General features: G+C 68.7%; 12 protein-coding genes. 5 read left to right on the plus strand and 7 right to left on the minus strand.

Translation table 11 applies throughout. From position 1 onward, the window contains the following. Positions 1–116: 116 nt before the first annotated feature. Together AC1RR5_RS20315 and AC1RR5_RS20320 are read left to right on the plus strand one after the other, a co-directional pair. A complete protein-coding gene (locus AC1RR5_RS20315) occupies positions 117–299 on the plus strand; it encodes a hypothetical protein (protein ID WP_492924410.1) in 183 nt (60 codons plus the stop codon). A 147-nt stretch (positions 300–446) separates the two neighbouring features. Then, positions 447–2,522 (plus strand): glycoside hydrolase family 65 protein, encoded by a 2,076-nt coding sequence (locus tag AC1RR5_RS20320; protein ID WP_492924412.1) that lies wholly within the window; start codon positions 447–449, stop codon positions 2,520–2,522. A gap of 219 nt (positions 2,523–2,741) precedes the next feature. On the opposite strand, the gene AC1RR5_RS20325 is transcribed toward AC1RR5_RS20320, so the two are convergent. The 6 genes from AC1RR5_RS20325 to glgB all read right to left on the minus strand — a co-directional run bounded on the left by AC1RR5_RS20325 (position 2,742) and on the right by glgB (position 13,685). Next, entirely contained in the window at positions 2,742–3,086 is a 345-nt protein-coding gene (locus tag AC1RR5_RS20325; RefSeq protein WP_492924414.1) for a hypothetical protein, read from the minus strand. A 79-nt stretch (positions 3,087–3,165) separates the two neighbouring features. Next, positions 3,166–5,649: a malto-oligosyltrehalose synthase gene (treY, locus tag AC1RR5_RS20330; protein ID WP_492924416.1), complete on the minus strand. Its 2,484-nt coding sequence runs from the start codon at positions 5,647–5,649 to the stop codon at positions 3,166–3,168. Beyond that, on the minus strand, positions 5,646–7,604 hold the full coding sequence (malQ, locus tag AC1RR5_RS20335; protein ID WP_492924418.1) for a 4-alpha-glucanotransferase: 1,959 nt from the start codon (positions 7,602–7,604) through the stop codon (positions 5,646–5,648). Before malQ ends, treY begins: the two co-directional genes overlap by 4 nt. Beyond that, entirely contained in the window at positions 7,601–9,334 is a 1,734-nt protein-coding gene (gene treZ / locus AC1RR5_RS20340) for a malto-oligosyltrehalose trehalohydrolase (RefSeq protein WP_492924420.1), read from the minus strand. The genes malQ and treZ overlap by 4 nt, the downstream gene beginning before the upstream one ends. Then, positions 9,331–11,433: a glycogen debranching protein GlgX gene (gene glgX / locus AC1RR5_RS20345; protein ID WP_492924422.1), complete on the minus strand. Its 2,103-nt coding sequence runs from the start codon at positions 11,431–11,433 to the stop codon at positions 9,331–9,333. Before glgX ends, treZ begins: the two co-directional genes overlap by 4 nt. Beyond that, positions 11,430–13,685, minus strand: a complete 2,256-nt coding sequence (gene glgB, locus AC1RR5_RS20350; RefSeq protein ID WP_492924424.1) for a 1,4-alpha-glucan branching protein GlgB — start codon at positions 13,683–13,685, stop codon at positions 11,430–11,432. The genes glgX and glgB overlap by 4 nt, the downstream gene beginning before the upstream one ends. Positions 13,686–13,779: 94 nt before the next feature. Between glgB and glgA the strand changes: the two genes are divergently transcribed. Then, complete coding sequence (gene glgA / locus AC1RR5_RS20355) at positions 13,780–15,444, plus strand: glycogen synthase GlgA (RefSeq protein ID WP_492924426.1); 1,665 nt, start codon at positions 13,780–13,782, stop codon at positions 15,442–15,444. Continuing rightward, positions 15,441–15,746: a hypothetical protein gene (locus tag AC1RR5_RS20360; RefSeq protein WP_492924428.1), complete on the plus strand. Its 306-nt coding sequence runs from the start codon at positions 15,441–15,443 to the stop codon at positions 15,744–15,746. Before glgA ends, AC1RR5_RS20360 begins: the two co-directional genes overlap by 4 nt. A gap of 229 nt (positions 15,747–15,975) precedes the next feature. Here the strand turns inward: AC1RR5_RS20360 and AC1RR5_RS20365 are convergent, their stop codons facing one another. Then, positions 15,976–16,941: a cation diffusion facilitator family transporter gene (locus AC1RR5_RS20365; RefSeq protein ID WP_492924430.1), complete on the minus strand. Its 966-nt coding sequence runs from the start codon at positions 16,939–16,941 to the stop codon at positions 15,976–15,978. Between the two features lie 190 nt (positions 16,942–17,131). On the opposite strand from AC1RR5_RS20365, the gene AC1RR5_RS20370 reads away from it, so the two are divergent. Then, a complete protein-coding gene (locus AC1RR5_RS20370; RefSeq protein ID WP_492924432.1) occupies positions 17,132–17,476 on the plus strand; it encodes a hypothetical protein in 345 nt (114 codons plus the stop codon). The last annotated feature ends 21 nt before the right edge of the window (positions 17,477–17,497 follow it).

A 17,497-nucleotide genomic window follows, 5' to 3' on the forward strand; every position in this document is an offset into this window, starting at 1 on the left:
TCCCAACCAGAAAACGGACGCCACGCACGACCCGACCGCTGACGACCCGGGGAACGGTGCGGACTAGGAACGATTGCGGCGCTCGCGGTGAGCGCCGCGGGCGAAAGGACGCAGCGATGGCTCAGAACGCCAATACGGATGGCCGCAAGGCCAATGCAGCCGAGCCGCTCGGCGAGAGACCGGGCCTGGTGAGCGAGAAGGCGACGGTGAAAACCGGCAAGGCTGAGCAACGCTCGGCCGGTCCTGACGGACCCGACGCCACGGAGGTCGGCGAGACCTTCAAGCGCTCGGGACGCTGACGCCTCAGGGCTTGGCGGCGCGCGACAGCGTCGCTGCGTCGGAGCGCTCGCTGGCAGCGCCGCGAGCCTTTGCGTGTCGTACGCGCGATTGAAGGCAAGGTCGCGCCCGTCGGGCGTCGAAAGGTTCGTCTGCTTGAAGAGGGCGTCATGTCCAAACCCATCAGTCCGCCGTCGGTCTTCGGGGAGGGGGGCGACGCCTTGCCCGCCTATGTGAGCAATGGCCTGGTTGGTCTGCGCGTGCGCCCTCAGGCGCTGCGCGCCGGCATGGCGTTGGTGAGCGGCTATGCGGGCGAGGACCCGGAACGGCGGATCGAAGCGGCCGCGCCCGCGCCCTATCCCCTGGCGGGGGATATTGCGATCGACGGGGTCTGGCTTTCGGATCTGGCTCACCAGGTCGACGACCTCGAACAGTCCTACGACTTCGCCACGGGGGAGTTGACGAGTCGGTTCGCGTTCACGGCCGGCGGCCGGCGTCTGGCGTGTTCGGTGCTGACCTTCGCCAGTCGCGGAGATCCGACGCTGGTCTGCCAGGAGGTCACCCTCCAGGTCGACGGCGCGTGCGATCTGCAGCTTCGCGCCGGCGTCTCGACCGCTGGGACGCTGGGGCGCGCGCTCGGGTTCCTACGCCAGACCCCGGGCGAAGACACGGCGCACTTTGACGGGAGCCTGCTTTGGGAGGCGGCCGGCGGTCTGGGCCGCCTGGGCCTGGCCTACGTCACGGCGCTGACCGGCGGCGCGGGCGACAAGGTCGAGCCCAAACGGCCCGCCTTGAACGCTGAAGGGCTGGCAAGCCTTTATGCCTTCAGGGCGCGCGCCAACACGCGGTATAAACTCCGCCAAGTCAGCAGCCTGGTCCCCAGCGCTATGCACTCGCGCCCCGATGAGCAGGCGGCTCGCCTGGTCGCCAAGGCCAGGTTCGACGGGTTCGACGCGCTGCGCGAGGAGAACCGTGCGGCGTGGGACGAGCTCTGGAGAGGGCGCATTCGGCTGATCGGCGCCGAGGAAAGATGGCAAGCGCTAGCGGACGCGGCGTTCTTCTACCTCAACAGTTCCGTGCATCCGTCATCCTGCGCTTCGACCTCGATCTTCGGTCTCGCGACCTGGCACGACTACCACTATTACTACGGGCACGTGATGTGGGACATCGAGGCCTTCGCCGTCCCAGTTCTGACGCTCGTCCAGCCATGGGCGGCCGACAGCCTGCTCGACTACCGCTTCCGAAACCTGGACGGCGCCCGCGCCAACGCCAAGCTGATGGGGCGGCGGGGCGTGCAGTTTCCATGGGAAAGCTCACCGTCTTGCGGCGAAGAGGCGGCGCCGCTGCCCGGAACGGCCGCCTGGCACGAAGACCACGGCTCCCTTGATGTCGCGCGCGCCTTTGCGCTCTATGCCGACATCACCGGCCTGGGCGAATTTCGCCGGCTGAAGGCCTGGCCGGTGTTGTCGGGCGTCGCCGACTGGATCGTCTCGCGCACGCATCGGACGGCCGACGGTTATGACATCCGCGCCTCCATGGGTATCGCCGAGCGAAAGACGCCGGCCGACAACGCCGCCTTCACCAACATGGCGGCGGTCGTGGTGTTGCAGGACGCTATTCGCTGTGGCCAGCGGCTGGGGCGCGCTGTGAACCCCGAATGGCGGGCGATCGCCGAGGCCATGGCGATCCCCAAACGTGGCGCGGTTGTGGTGTCGCATGACGGCTATCGCAGGCGCGAGGAGAAGGGCGCGACACCTGACCCGCTGATGGGGATCTGGCCGTTTGGATTCTCGCTCTCAGCAGAGGAGGAGCAAGCCACCTTGGCGTTCTACCTTGATCAGGCGGACGCCTATGTGGGGAGCCCGATGCTGTCGGCGCTCTATGGCGCGTGGGCGGCCCGGACCGGCGACCGGGCTCTGTCCCTGCAGCTGCTCGAGGAAGGCTACGCCAAGTTCGAGACGGGCCGCTTCTCGCAGATCATGGAGTATCGGCCCGATCGTTTTCCCGAGCAGCCGCGCGCGGGACCGTTCTTCGCCAATATGGGCGGGTTTCTCACCAGTCTTCTGCTGGGGTTTACGAGACTGGAGCCTGGGGAAGGGCCACCTGAAACCTGGGCGCACGCTGACGTCGTATTGCCGTCCGGCTGGGCGGCGATCGAGGTCGAGCGCCTCTTCGTTCACGGCAAGGCCATGCGCCTCGTGGCGCGCCACGGCGAACGTTCGCGGCTGACGCCTTTGGACGGCTAGAGGCTCGCCAGAATCGACGGCGCTTCGTCGGCGATCTCTCGGGTCAGATCGCCGAGCCTGCCGATCTAGGCGCGCGTCGCGCGCCGAAAACGCTTTGCCTTCGCGTGAGAGCCCGGCCATCGCGCCGGACCCGCGTTGGACCGTTCTGGCGATTGTGGGCGGGGTTGCGGTCGCCGACGCGGAGCCATCTCTCGCCGCGATCAGCCTGTCGCCTGGCGTCTAGCGGACGACGCGCAGGCGAGGTTGCGCATACACCGGGATCAGCGCCAGCGGCTCGCGTTCGCCCGCGTCGGAGGCCAGCCAGCGGGCCAGGAGGCTTGGCCGGATCGGGGCGTGGTACGTGCGATCGTCCTTCTGGGCGACAATGTGGGGTTCGCCGTCGGCCTCGAACTGAACTTCAAGATCCAGGGCGCGGGGCGGCCCGCCCTTGGGCCAGTCGAGGCTGGTCGGGCCAAGGCGCGCAGCCCGGTCAAGCACCAGCCGCAGCGGCGAGAAGCCCGCGCCGCGCAGGGCGGCCAGAGCCAAAAAGAGCTTTTCTTCGTAGTCGATCATGACCTTGGCCACGGCGCCCCTCCCCAGAAGCCCGACCATGGACGCGCCGATAACGAGTCCTGTCAACCAAACCAGGCCGCGACCAACGGTCTCACGCGATCTCCAGCCAGAAGGGCGCGCCGTGCGTGAGGTCGGCCAAGAGGCGACCATCGGGGAGGGCGGTGTCGTCCCACCAATCGCCTCCGACCAAGGGCGCGCGCGCGGCCAGGCAGGCCTTCGCGCAGCCGACCGCGGCGACGACAAGCAGGCGGTGTTGGCCCGCGACCCGTTCAAAGATCACAGCCTGGCTGGCGCGCGCGCCCGTCGCCGTGAGCGGATGCAGCGGGGCGGCGAAGAGGTCCGGGTGTTGGCGCCGCAGGCCCAGAAGACGGCGTATCAGGGCAAGCTTGCTGGCGCCGTCCTGCCAGGGGATCTGGGCCGGATCGCGCCCGAGGGCCGTCTGCCGCGCCGCGTAGTCCACGGGGCGACGGTTGTCGGGATCCACGAGGCTGAAATCCCAGAACTCGGCGCCTTGGAACTGGTCTGGCACGCCTGGCAGGGTCAGGCGCAAGCCGGTCTGGATCAGGCTGAAGGCCACGCCCGCTGGGGCGATGTGCTCGACGAAAGCCGCGCAGTCGGTGCGAAACCTCGTGTCAGGTCCAACCAGCAAGGCGCGCAGATAACGCTCACAAGCGCTTTCATAGCCCTCATCCGGCGCCGTCCAGGACGTCTGCAGCTTGGCCTCGCGCAGCGCCTTGCGCTGCCATCCGGCCAAGCGGTCGGCGAACGCGGCCATCGCGGCGGCGTCCTCTGGCGACAGGTCCAGCGGCCAGGCGCCGACGATCATCTGGTGCAGGAGATGGATGTCGCCAGGGGCGACACCCTCCGGCGCCGCCGCGCCGAGCCAGGCCGTGGCGCGCGCGGTCCAGACGTCAGGAATGTGGCTGAGCACGGCCAAGCGCGCGCGGACATCCTCGCCGCGCTTGTGATCATGGGTGGCGGTGGTCAGGAGGCTATTGGGGAAGGCCTTGCCCCGCGCGGCCGCCAGCTTGAGGAAAGCGTCCGGCGCGGTCGAAAAGCGGCCGGGGTCGAAGCCGACGTCGTTGCGCGAGAGCAGACGCCCAAACCGGTAGAAGGCTGTGTCTTCGACGGCTTTGGCCGCCACAGGCGCGCTGAGCTGCTCGAAGCGACGGATAGCCTTCAGGCGCAGGTCGGGGGCCCCCTGGCCCTGCAGCCAAAGGCCGATCTGGTCCAGGGCCGCGCCGCACGCCGGCTCGGCCGCCGCCGCCAGGGCCAGCGCCTCGGCCGGGGCCTGCGCGGTGTCCGCCGCATAGGTCCTGTAGCGCTGAAACTGGCTGATCAAGGCGACGAGCGCGCGGCGCAGGCTTGGGAGGGGCAGGTCGCGCGTGGCGATGTCGGCCTGGGCCAGGCGGTGAAAGGCCAGGGCGGCGCTATCGAGCTGAACGGCGAAATCGCGGGTCAGGATTTCGCGGCGCGCGGCATGCTCTTCGTCGGCAAAGGCGTCCGAGCGGCCACTGAGGTCGCGCCACAACCGTCCCAGGGGCGCAGCGCCCTGGGCGGCGTGCTGCACGGCGGAAATCTCGTTCATCACCTCGTAGCCGGTCGTGCCGTCGACGCCCCAATCGCTGGCCAGGGTTTCGCCGGCGCCCAGGATCTTCTCGACCACCAGCCAGGGCGTGCGGTCGGGTGCGGCGTCCTGCAGCGCGCCGCGCAAGCGGCGACCGTAGGCGGCCGGATCGGCCAGGCCATCGACGTGGTCGACCCGCAGCCCATCGATGAGACCGTCGCGGTAGAGCCGCAAGGGCAGGGCGTGGACCGTCTCGAATACGGTGGGATCCTCGATGCGAAGCCCGGCCAGCTCGGTAATGTCGAAGAATCGGCGCCAGTTGATGGCGTCACCGGCCGTGCGCCACCAGGCCAGGCGATAGTTCTGACGTTCCAACAGGGCATGCAGGCGGACGCGATCGTAGACCGCCGCAAGCTGGCCAGGATCGACATCGGCGACCCGCTCTGCGCCCACCGCCGCCAGAACCTCGGGGTAGTCCTGCGGCCGCAGAGGGAAACGATGCGCGCCATGGGCCAGGACCGACAAGCGCCCAAGACTTGGCTCCACGTCCAGGACAAGGGCGCCATTGGCCAGCGCCTGGGCATAGGGCGCGCCCAGAAACGGGGCCAGCAGCTTGTCGGTCAGGGTCGGGTCGGGCGGCGCCCAGTCGATGTCGAAATAGCGGGCGTAGGCGCTATCGCGCCCATTCTCCAGCACATCCAGCCACCAGGCGTTATCGGTGGCCCCGACGGCGACGTGGTTGGGGACGATATCGAGCACAAGTCCAAGCCCTTCGGCGCGAAGCGCGTCGGCCAGGGCCCGAAAGCCGGCTTCGCCGCCCAGCGCCGGATTGATCGTCGTCGGGTCAATGACGTCATATCCGTGGGTGGAGCCCTGACGCGCGGTGGCGATGGGGGATGCATAGAGGTGGCTCACACCCAAGGCGGCCCAATAGGGCGCCAGGGCCGCGGCGGCGGCGAAGTCGAAACCGGCGTGAAACTGCACGCGGTAGGTGGCGGTCGGGATCATCCGGGTCTCTGGGCGCGCAACCGCGCCAGGCGCGCGGGGACGGGGGCTGTGGACAGGAGCGATTGGCTGCTGTCTGGGAGACGACGACGCCAGTTGGGATGGACGTCGACGACCCCTGGCAGATTGGGGGCCTCTTCCAGTCCCACGAGGTCTTCGACGGGAACCAGCACCAACTCGCACGGGGTGTTAGCGACGAGCGCCAGGGTCGCGTCGACAACGGCTTCGGGCGCTTCGGTCGGCGGCGCCGGCTCGGCCGTCACGCCTGCCGCATTGACTACCTCCCACAGGGCCTGGCGCTCGGCCTCGCGCGCAGCGGCCTCGGCCTGCCGATCGCCGGCCGCGCCCAGGCGTTGGCGCCAGTCGATGTCGCGGCCTTTCCACCAGCCGGCGGTGGGCGACAGATCGTGGGTGCTGGTCATGGCCACCGCCAAGGCGTCCCAACGCGCCGGCGGCTTGAAAGCGCCCTGCGCATCACGCTCGAAAGGGAGCACGCGCATGCCCAGAAGCCCCCGCTCGGTGAGGCTGGCGCGCAGGCCGGGGGGAACCACGCCCAGGTCCTCGCCGATCACCACTGCGCCGGCGCGGCGCGACTCCAGGGCGATCAGGCTGATCAGATCCTCGAGCGGATAGCGGAGATAGGCGCCCTGGTCGGCGCTCGCGCCGTCGGGCACGACCCACAGCCGGCCCAGGCCCAGGGCGTGGTCGATGCGCACGCCCCCGGCGTGGCGCAGGGCCGCGCGCAGGGTTTTCAGGAACGGTGCGTAGCCGGACGCGACCAGGGCGTCGGGCGAGAAGCTGGTGATGCCCCAGCCTTGACCCGCCGCCTGGAAAGCGTCAGGCGGCGCGCCCAGCGTCAGCCCCATCATCAGCTCCTGCGGACGGCTCCAGGCGTGGGAGCCGCCAGGATCCAGACCCACGGCGAGGTCGGCGATCAGGCCAAGGCCCATGCCGGCGGCCTTGGCGTCGGCCTGGCTTTTCTCAAGTCCAAGATCGGCCAGCCATTGGGCGAACAGGAAAAAGCCGATGCGGTCGCCCAGGCCCAAGGCCTCCGCCTCGATCTCGGCGGTGTGCGGCGATCTGAAAGGCGTCGGCCATCGCCGCCAGGCGCCTGCGCCCAGGGTGGGGGCGAAGCGCTCGTCCAACGTCTCGAACAAGGCATGGCGGAGCAGCGCTTCTCCGCCAGCGGCGATGAACGCTTCCAGACGGGGATCACCGGAGAACACGTGATAGGCCGCGTTGAGCCGCGCCATCTTGGCGGCCGCGTCGGCGGGCCAATCGATCAGGGACGTGCCGGTAGGCGCGGGCGACGCCGCGCCGATCAGGCTGGGATCGCCATAAAGGATGTTGAGATGGTCCCGGCTCGACGGCGAGTAAGGGCTGCACCGCTCGGGCGCGGCGGGAAAGAGCGCGTTGGTGGGGCTGATGGCCAGAGCGTCCGCGCCGGCGGCGCCCGCCGCCTGCGCGAAGGCCGTCAGGTTGGCGAAGTCGCCAAAGGAGCCAAACTCGCGCAAGGCGTATAGTTGGACGCCCAGCCCCCAGGCCGGGCGGCCCAGCAGATCGCGCGGCGTCAGGCAGCGCTGCGGACAGACGGCCAGGGTCAGCACCCGGTCATCGAGATCCAGGGCATGGTAGCCGGGCGGGTCGAGGCTGAAGGTCAGCATCCCGCCCGTCGCGATCAGGTCCACGATACCGCCGTCCTCGAGCGTCACGCGCGCATGTCCGGACTTGGACGGCAAGGTGAGGGTCTGCCCGGCCTGGACGACCAGCAGATCCGGCCCCAGCCGGTGCTCAAGACGGGCCAGCGCGTCGCGCGGAGCATCGGGATCATGGCCAAGGGCGGCCAGCACGGCGCGGAGCGTCTCCTCGCTGACCTGGCGCTCGACGCCGTCGAAGTCGGTCCAGTCGACAAGGACGCCGACCGCCTCGGCCAAGGCCAAGAGGGCACGGTTGGTCATGGCGCGGCCTCGAGCCATGCGACGAAGGTGGCGGGCGGGAGCAGGTCGCGATGCGGCTCGACCCCGACCACGGCCAAGGGCGGCCCCTCCATAGCGCGGGAGAGCAGGACGGGCTCGTCGCCCAGGTTGATCGCCAGGGTGAACGTCTTGGTCTCCAGCCGCCATCGCGCCTGCACGGCGCTCGCGCCGATCGCCTCGGCGCCGAGACTGACGGCGGTCTCTAGATGAGGAGCCAGGTGCTCGCGGCGCAGGCGCAGCAGGTGGCCGATCAGGGCGCGCCAGGCCGACGCGTCCGGGCCTGGCTGCGGCCGCGAGGCCTCGAAGGTTGCCGGGGCGTTGGGATCGGGGATGGCCTGGCGCGCGTCCGGGTCGGCGAAGGCGGGGAACTTGGCGAACTCGCGCCGGCGGCCTTCGCGTACGGCGTCGGCCAAGGTGTCGTGAAAGTCTGTGAAAAACAGGAACGGCCTGGTCGAGCCGTCTTCCTCGCCCATGAACAGCATGGGAATCTGCGGCGCCATCAGCAGCAGGCCCATGGCCGCGCGCAGGCGCTCGGGCGCAACCAGGCGTGTCAGGCGCTCGCCCAGGGCGCGGTTGCCGACCTGGTCGTGGTTCTGCAGGAAGTTGACGAACGCGGTCGGCGGCAAGTGGCCGCTCGCGATGCCGCGAGGACGCCCCTCGTGATTGGGCGAGGGCTGGCCCTGGTAGATGAACCCCTCGGCCAGGCAGCGCGCCAGGCGTTCGGCGGGCTGGTCGGCGAAGTCCTGGTAGTAGCTGCTGGTTTCGCCGGTCAGCAGGACATGGACGACATTATGGAAGTCGTCATTCCATTGAGCGTCGAAGCCGGAGGTGAGGCGCGCGGCGTCGTTGGCTTCGTTCTCGAGCACGAGGTGGATGGGGCGATCGCCCACGCGCGCGCGGACCTCCATCGACAGAGCGTCGAGAAAGCCGTTGTCGCCGATCGCGTGCACCGCGTCGAAGCGCAGGCCGTCGAGCTTGAAGGTCTCCAGCCAGTAAAGGGCGTTGTCGATGAAGAACCGGGCCACCGGCGGGCGATGAAAGGCGATCGCCGGGCCCCAGGGGGTTTGGCGGTCTTCATCGAAGAAGGCGCCGGCATAGGACGGCAGATAGTTCCCGTCAGGGCCAAAGTGATTGTAGACCACGTCCAGCAACACCATCATGCCCAGGCCGTGGGCGGTGTCGACCAGGGCCTTGAGGTCCTCGGGCGCGCCGTAGGCCGGGGCGACGGCGTAGGGCAAGACCCCGTCGTAGCCCCAGTTTCGCGCGCCCGAAAACGCATTCACCGGCATCAGCTGCAGGGCCGTGATTCCCAGGCGGGCCAGGTCTGGAAGGCGTTCGGCCACCCCTTTGAAGCCGCCCAACAGGCCGGCGTGGGCTTCGTAGAGCACCGCCTCGCGCCAGGGCCGACCGGGCCAGTCGGCGTGGCGCCAGGGATAAGGTTGATCAGGAACCAGCAGGCTCCAGCCATGGACGTCGTCGGCCAGGGCGCGGCTGGCCGGATCGGGGACCGTCCGCGACTCGTCCAGCCGAAAACGGTAGCGAGCCCCCGGGGCGGCCGAGGCGTCCAGGCTGAACCAGCCGTCGCCGACGGCGTGCATCGGCAGGGCGGGGCCGTCACCAAGCTCCAGCGCGACGGCCGTACAGCTGGGAGCCCACAGATCGAAGCGCGCCCGATCCGGTCCCAGCCAAGTTGGTCCGGCGCGCCGTGTCATGCCAGCTTCCCCACGGCGCGCAGCACGACCGCCCCACCGCCGGCCAGGTCGAGGGTCTCGCCAAGCGCGCCCGGGGCCGCGTCTGGCGCGACGCTGTCGATCAGGCGTTCGAAGGTCAGGCCTTCGTGAGGCAGCTTGAAGGTCAGGACCTCGGCCGCGCCGTTGAGCGCCAGGGCGAGCAACTCCACCTGGCCATCCTCCAGCCGGCGGGCCCGCCGCATCAGCAGCGCCCGGCCTTCGGGATTACGCCAGTCGTCCTCCGACAGGCGCGCGCCGCGCTCATCGAACCAGTCGATGTCCAAAACGCCCGGGGCGACCTCTTCCTGGCCGTAGAGGAAGGCGCCGGCCCGCAGCAGCGGATGGGCCTTGCGCAGGGCGATCAGACGCGCGGTGAAGTCGGTCAACGCCTGGCCCGGCGCGCTGGCCGCCAGGGTCCAGTCGAACCAACTGATGGGGCTGTCCTGGCAGTAGGCGTTGTTGTTGCCCTGTTGGGTGCGGCCAAACTCATCCCCCCCCAACAGCATCGGCGTGCCCAGCGACGCCATCAGCGTGGTCAGCATCGAGCGCTGAATGCGGCCACGCTGGGTCAGGATCGCGGCGTCCTCGGTTGGGCCTTCCGCGCCCCAGTTGCGCGAGTAGTTCTCGCTGTGGCCGTCCTGGCCATTCTCTCCGTTGGCTTCGTTGTGGCGATGGTCGTAGCTGACCACGTCATTGAGCGTCATGCCGTCGTGGGCGGTCAGCATGTTGACGCTGGCCCAGGGCCGACGCGCGCGACGATCGAAGAGATCGCCCGATCCCGACAGGCGCGCGGCGAGGTCGGCGCGCTGGTCTGCGTCGCCGCGCCAGAAGCGCCGCGTGGTGTCGCGGAACTTGTCGTTCCATTCAGCGAAGCTAGGCGGATGGTGGCCCAGCTGATAGCCGCCGGGGCCGATGTCCCACGGCTCGGAGATCAGCTTCAGCCGGCCCAGCACCGGATCCTGACGCAGGACGTCGAAGAACGCCGCGCCCGGCGAAAAGCCTGCATCGCCCTCGCGGCCGAGCGTGACGCCCAGGTCGAAGCGGAAGCCGTCGACCCGGAACGACTGGGCCCAGTAGCGCAACGAGTCGGCCACCATCTGGATGACCCGCGCCGAGGCCATGTTCAGCGAATTGCCGGTGCCGGTGTCGTTGACGCAATGGCGCGGGTTGTCGGCCAGAAGCCGATAATAGGTGGCGTTGTCGAGACCGCGCAGAGACAGGGTCGGGCCCAGTTCGCTGCCTTCGGCGGTGTGGTTGTAAACAACGTCAAGGATCACCTCGATGCCGCTGGCGTGCAGCCGGCGCACGGCCAGGCGAAACTCGTCGTGACTGCCGCTGGCCAGGTAACGGGCCTCGGGCGCGAAGAAGGCCAGGGTGTTGTAGCCCCAGTAGTTGGAGAGGCCCCGTTCCTGAAGGAACCGGTCCTGGGTAAAGGCATGGACGGGCAGGAGTTCAAGCGCCGTGACGCCCAGGCGCTTGAGGTGGGCGATGACCTTGGGGTGGGAGAGGGCGGCGAAGGTGCCGCGATCCTTGGGTCCGACCTCCTCCAGGAGGGCCGTCAGGCCCTTGACGTGGGCCTCATAGATGACCGTTTCCGACCAGGGGGTGTTGGGGCGCCGGTCGCCGTCCCAGTCGAAAGCGTCGGCGGTGACCACCGACTTGGGCATGGCCGGGGCGCTGTCGCGGCGATCGAAGCTGAGGTCCCCGCGCGGCGAGCCGACATGGTAGCCATGCAGGGCGTCGGTCCAGCGCAGCTGGCCCGCCAGGCGCCGCGCGTAGGGGTCCAGCAAAAGCTTGTTGGGGTTGAACCGGTGACCTTGCTCGGGCGCATAGGGGCCATGGGCGCGAAAACCGTAGAGCTGGCCTGGGCGCGCGTGCGGCAGATAGCCGTGCCACACCTCATCGGTGCATTCGGGCAAGGGATAACGGGCCAGTTCCTTGCGGCCGGACGGATCGAACAGGCACAGGTCGATGCGCTCGGCATTGGCCGAGAACACGGCGAAATTGACGCCGAGACCATCGAAGGTCGCGCCCAGGGGATAGGGTGATCCGGCTTCGAGGCGGTCGGGCGAAGAGGTCAAGCGCTAGGTCCTTGGTAACGGAGAAAGACGGCGGCCAGCGGCGGCAGGGTCATGCGCAGGGCCGGGCCGTCCGGGTCGATAAAGCCGATCACCTCGCCCTGGTTGCCCAGGTCGCCGCCGCCATAGATGGCCGCGTCGGTGTTGAGGATCTCGGCCCAGCGCCCGGCGTGGGGCGCGCGCACGCGGCGTTGGTGACGCGGCTCGGGCGTCATGTTGACGGCCACGATCACCGGCGCGCCGCCGTGGAACGAACGGCGCTCGAAGACGAACACGCCGTCCTGGTCGTGGTTCTCGGCGATCCATTCGAAGCCGCGGGCGTCGGCGTCGGTGTGGTGCAGCGCGCCCTCGGCGCGGTAGACCCGGTTGAGGTCGCCCACCAGGCGTTGCAGGCCGGCATGCTCGGGCGTTTCAAGCAGCGCCCAATCCAGTTCGGCGTCGTGGTTCCACTCGCGCCACTGGCCGATCTCGCCGCCCATAAACAATAGCTTCTTGCCGGGATGCGCCCACATCAGGGCCAGAAGCGCGCGGAGATTAGCCATCTGGCGCCATGGATCGCCCGGCATCTTGGAGAGCAGTGAGCCCTTGCCGTGCACGACCTCGTCATGGCTGAGCGGCAGGATGAAGCGCTCGGAAAACGCGTAGGTCAGGCCAAAGCCGAGATCGCCGCCGTGCCAGCCCCGATGTCCGGGATCGCGGTGCATGTAGCGCAGGGTGTCGTTCATCCACCCCATGTTCCATTTGTAGGAGAAGCCCAGCCCATCTTGCTCGACCGGCGCGGTCACGCCCGGCCAGGCCGTCGATTCCTCGGCGATGGTGATGACGCTTGGGAAGTGCTCGCCGATCGTGGCGTTGAGCCGCCGCAGAAACGCAATGGATTCCAGGTTCTCGCGGCCGCCATGGATGTTGGGCGTCCATTCGCCGGCCTTGCGGCTGTAGTCGCGGTAGAGCATCGAGGCCACCGCATCGACCCGAAGGCCGTCGATATGGAACTGTTGCAGCCAGTAGAGCGCCGAGGCGATCAGGAAGGTCGACACCTCGTGGCGGCCCAGGTTGTAGATCAGGGTGTTCCAGTCGGGGTGGAAGCCTTCCTTGGGATCGGCATGCTCATACAGCGCCGTGCCGTCGAAGCGTTCCAGGCCATGGGCATCATTGGGAAAGTGGGCCGGAACCCAGTCGAGGATCACGCCAAGGCCGGCCTGATGGCAGCGGTCGACGAACCGGGCCAGGGCGGCGGGCGATCCGTAACGGGCCGAGGGCGAAAACTGCGAAAGCGGCTGATAACCCCACGAGCCGCCGAACGGATGCTCCATGATCGGCATCAGCTGCAGGTGGGTAAAGCCAAGGCCGGTGACATAGGGGATCAAATGATCGGCCAGCGCGTCCCAGTCATGGCAGGGCCTGCCGTCCCAGGGACGGCGCCACGACGCCGCATGCACTTCGTAGATCGAGATCGCCGCGCCGGGATGATGGCGCTCGGCGCGCCCGGCCATCCACGCCTGGTCGCTCCAGACATGGTCGAGGGCCGGGGCGACGATCGAGGCCGTGGCCGGCGGGGTCTCGCTGGCCCGCGCCATCGGATCGGCCTTGCGGCGCACCACGCCGTCGGCGCCTTCGATGTCGAACTTGTAGCGCTCGCCAGCCTCGAGGCGCGGGATGAAAATCTCCCAGACGCCGGCCGCATGACGCAGGCGCATGGGGTGACGCTGGCCATCCCAGCTGTTGAAGTCGCCCACCAGGCTGACCCGGCGCGCATTGGGGGCCCAGACGCTGAAGGCCACGCCTGGCACGCCGTCCAGCGCGCGGACGACCGCGCCCAGCTTTTCCGCCAGATCAAGCGCCTCGCCTTCGGTGATCGCCGTCAGGTCTTCCGGCGAAAGCACGGGCCCGAACCCGTAGACGTCTTCGGCTTCGTGCGGCCCGTCTGGCCAGTGCACTCTCAAAGCATAGTCAGTCGAAGAGTTTAGCTCGCCGACAAAGAGACCCGGCTCCACCTCGGCCAGCGTCGTCAGCCGTCGCCGGGTCTTGCGGGCGATGACCTCGACGCCGGCGGCGCCCGGCTGAAACGTCCGCACCGTTGCGCCGTGACGTCCCAGGAACCCGAACGGATCGGACGCCCAAGACCCCGCACTTTCCAGCCCCACCGCCATCTCCAAATTGCTGCGAGTGCACAACGAACAGGCGGTCAATCTGTGCCGTGGCCTGTCAAAAAATTCTCGCGGAACCCTTGGTCGCGCTCGTTGTTTCCGGGACATCTCATGGAGTTCAGACAATGGCGTGCGGGGCGTGGCAAAGCTTTTTGTGCAGTTGCGAAGCGCCGGCGGCGCACGCCTTGCTCGGCGTCCGCCGATGAGCGGCCCCAAGGTCCTGTCGGTCGCCGCCGAAATCTTTCCCCTGGTCAAGACTGGCGGCCTCGCCGACGTGGTCGGCGCGCTGCCCCTGGCCCTGTCGCGCGAAGGCGTTCAGGTCGTCACCCTGGTCCCTGGCTATCCGGCGGTGATCGCCGCCCTGGACGCGCCCATCGTGATCCACCAGTTCAAGGCGCTGATGGGCGGGCCCGCGCGTTTGCTGCGCGGCCGCGCCAAGGACCTTGAGCTGTTGGTGATCGACGCGCCGCATCTCTATGCGCGCCCGGGCAATCCCTATCTCCAGGCCCCGGGCGTCGAATGGCCCGACAACGGCCTGCGTTTCGCCGCCCTGGCCAAGGTCGCCGCCGAGATCGGACTTGGCCTGCTGGCCGACTATCGGCCCGACGTCATCCAGGCTCACGACTGGCACGCAGGCCTGACCCCGGCCTATCTTCACTACGCCCGCAAGAAGACCCCACGGGTTCAGACTCCGCCCGTGGTGCTCTCCATCCACAATCTGGCCTTCCAAGGCTTGTTCCCCGCGACGCTGCTGGCCAAGCTCGACTTGCCGCCCGAGGCGATGGGCATTGATGGCGTCGAATATTGGGGCGACATCGGCTTCCTGAAGGCCGGCATTCAGTTCGCTGACCAAGTCACCACCGTTTCACCCAGCTACGCGGCCGAGATCACCACCGAAGAGGGCGGTATGGGGCTGGGCGGCCTGCTCAAGGCGCGCGCCAAGTCCCTGGTCGGCATTCTCAACGGTATCGACGCCGAGGTCTGGAACCCCGAGACCGATCCCGATATCAGCGCCCGCTACTCGGCCCAGAGCCTTGAAAAAGGCCGAGCCATCAACAAGCTGGCGCTGCAGGCCAAGTTCGGGCTGCGTCCTGACGCCGACGCGCCACTGTTTGGCATTCTCAGCCGTCTGACCGACCAGAAGGGCGTCGACCTCCTTTTGGGCGCGCTGCCGGTGCTGTTCGCCGAGGGCGCGCAATTAATCGTTTGCGGCCAGGGCGAGCCGCGTTACGAGCGGGCCTTCGCCCAAGCGGCCGAGCGCTACCCCGGCGCCATGGGCCGCTTCCTCGGCTACCGTGAGGACCTGGCGCATTTGATCCAAGGCGGCGCCGACGCCATCCTGGCCCCGTCACGTTTCGAGCCCTGCGGCCTGACGCAGCTGTGCGCCATGCGCTACGGCGCTGTTCCGGTGGTCTCGCGCACGGGTGGTCTTTCCGACACCATCATCGACGCCAACACCGCCGGAATGGCGCGTTCAGCCGCCACCGGCGTGCAGTTCGCGCCCGCCACTCAGGACATGCTCGAAGACGCCATTCGGCGCACCTGCGCCCTTTACCGGGACCCCATCGCCTGGCGCCGCGTCCAACTCAACGCCATGGCGTCCGACAGCTCCTGGCGCGTGTCGGCGGCCGAATATGCCGCGCTATTCGTCCGCCTGGCGGCCCAGGCGGTTCGAGCGGCGGCCAATGACGCGACCGCCACAACATCGGCGATGGGCGATCCGGGCGCGCCGATCGAGCCAAGAAGTTTCGCCGCCTATGAGCCGAGCGGGTCAGCAACACCGGCGCCGCGACGCGCCACGCCCCGCGCTAGCCCCCCACGGCCGAAGGCCTCGGCGGCGCCCTTGAGACGGGCGGAGGAGCGATGATCGTCGCTGACCTGATAAGGCTCCTGCAGGACTGCCATCCCCAGGCGGTGGTGCTGATCCCGGCCGATCCATCGATGGGCCAAGCCTGCGAGCCGGTAAGCGATGTGGCGGCGATCGCCGCCGGTCGGTTCGCCGGCGGCCCGGCCACCGAGGCCGGCGTGGTGCGGCTGTCGGGATTTCCGATCGCCCTGCTGATCGGCGATCTCGACGTCGCCCAGGAGTTTTCGCTAGGGGCAGGCCTTGAGCGCCCCGGGCGTCCGCGCACCGGCCCGATCGCCCCAGGGGGACGCCAGGGCCTTTGACGGGCTTGGTGCTGACCCCGGTGTGCGGGCGTTGGCCTGGCGATGGTGAGCGCCTTCGAAGCACCCTGCGAGGATGACAACTCGCACGACGGGCGGGACGTCGCGGCCATCGTAAAGAGCGTGCCGATCTATCTGCATCGCCTTGCGAACCGGTCGACCGGCCGCAAAGCGGCGGGAGCTGACCTTGAGCTTGGCGCAGGGCGACGAGCCGTGGCCGCCATGCCAAGGGCTAGTGTTCAGCTGTCGCCGGCGACGGGTCGATCCCGCGCGCGTAGGCGGCGCGGGCCCGGCCCGATCGGACAAACACCCTGGTTATCCGCGCGTCCACGCCCTGGATCAGCGCGGCGAAATCGTCGGCGGCGCCTTCAATGTCCCGAGCCGTCAGGGTGTCGCAAAAATCGAGGGTCACGCCGAGCAAGATCTCGCTCGGGCCCAGATGCATACTCAGCACTTCGGTGACGCTTTCGATGCGGGGGTCGCGGGCCAGGACGTCGCGCACGGCTTCGACCACACGCGGCGCGGCGGCCTCGCCGGTCAGCAGGCTGCGGGTCTCGTTGGCCAGGAACACGGCGACCACCACCAGCAGCACTCCGATGGCCACCGAGGCCGCACCATCGGCCCAAGCAAGGCCAAGCGCCGAACCGGCGACGCCACAGGCGGCAAGCGCCAGGCCCAGCAACGCCGCGCCGTCTTCCAAAAGGACGGCGAAGATCGATGGGTCCTTGCTGTTCTTAAGGGCGGGGAAGAACGGGACCTCACCGCGAACCCTGCCAAACGCCCGCCAGGCGACCAGGAACGAACCGCCTTCGAACAGCATCGCCAGTCCGATCACCAGGAAGTTGATCCACACCCGGTTGATCGGCTCGGGCTCGAGGATTTTGTGAACGCCCTGATAGACCGACACCGCGCCGCCCAGGGCGAATATCATCAGCGCCACGACGAACGACCAGAAGTAAAGCTCCATGCCGTAGCCGAACGGATGTGTGCGGCTTGGCGGCCGGCCGGCCCTGGCCAGGCCGAGGAGCAATAGCCCCTGGTTACCCGTGTCGACGGTGGAATGGATCGCCTCTGTCAGCATGGCCGACGATCCCGTCATCAGCGCGGCCGCGAACTTGGTGGCGGCGATGGCGAGGTTTCCGGCCAGAGCCGCAAACACCACCTTGTGCGAACTATTGGTCTTCGGAGCCGCGGCCATGGGGCGGCAACGTCGCGGACCCCGTGGCGTTCCGGCCACCGGGCGCATCGCTTGCTGCGGAAAGCGAATTAGCCTGCCGCGGCCGCCCCTTCTTGTTCCGTAAACCCGAGCGTAGGAACGATACGCAGGTCCAGGTTTTCTGCTCCCGGACGCGCTCGGGCGGCCAAGGATTTCCACAGCAGGAACGGACATGAGCGACTATCGCATCGACGGCGAGGGCTTCATCGGGGAACTGGGCGGTGACCTGCCGCCGCGCGAAGGCCCCCCGAGCTTCAAGGGGGCCAAGACCTCGGCCAAGGCGGCCGCCGCGCGCGTCAGGACGGTCGCCGAAACCGCGATCGGCGAGGCGCGCGACAGCATTTTGACCCTGGCAAGCGAGAGCGCCGAGACGGTCCAGCACCGTTACGGCGACCTTCAGGCTTGGGTGCAGCTCAAGCCGGTCCGAGCGCTGGGTGTCGCGGCGGCCGTCGGCGTCGTCCTGGGACTGCTCCTGCGCGGGCGCAGCACCCGCGTGGTCTATGTGCGCGACCGTTAGGCCACGCCATCATTTGATCAT

The sequence above is a fragment of the Caulobacter sp. GW821-FHT11E11 genome (assembly GCF_058808315.1).

Bases quoted from the DNA above. Each gene is read 5' to 3' on its own strand.
- AC1RR5_RS20370 (WP_492924432.1), top strand. From the start codon at position 17,132: ATGAGCGACTATCGCATCGACGGCGAGGGCTTCATCGGGGAACTGGGC.
- glgB (WP_492924424.1), bottom strand. From the start codon at position 13,685: ATGTCCCGGAAACAACGAGCGCGACCAAGGGTTCCGCGAGAATTTTTT.
- glgA (WP_492924426.1), top strand. From the start codon at position 13,780: ATGAGCGGCCCCAAGGTCCTGTCGGTCGCCGCCGAAATCTTTCCCCTG.
- AC1RR5_RS20360 (WP_492924428.1), top strand. From the start codon at position 15,441: ATGATCGTCGCTGACCTGATAAGGCTCCTGCAGGACTGCCATCCCCAG.
- AC1RR5_RS20315 (WP_492924410.1), top strand. From the start codon at position 117: ATGGCTCAGAACGCCAATACGGATGGCCGCAAGGCCAATGCAGCCGAG.
- AC1RR5_RS20320 (WP_492924412.1), top strand. From the start codon at position 447: ATGTCCAAACCCATCAGTCCGCCGTCGGTCTTCGGGGAGGGGGGCGAC.
- AC1RR5_RS20365 (WP_492924430.1), bottom strand. From the start codon at position 16,941: ATGGCCGCGGCTCCGAAGACCAATAGTTCGCACAAGGTGGTGTTTGCG.
- malQ (WP_492924418.1), bottom strand. From the start codon at position 7,604: ATGACCAACCGTGCCCTCTTGGCCTTGGCCGAGGCGGTCGGCGTCCTT.
- treY (WP_492924416.1), bottom strand. From the start codon at position 5,649: ATGATCCCGACCGCCACCTACCGCGTGCAGTTTCACGCCGGTTTCGAC.
- treZ (WP_492924420.1), bottom strand. From the start codon at position 9,334: ATGACACGGCGCGCCGGACCAACTTGGCTGGGACCGGATCGGGCGCGC.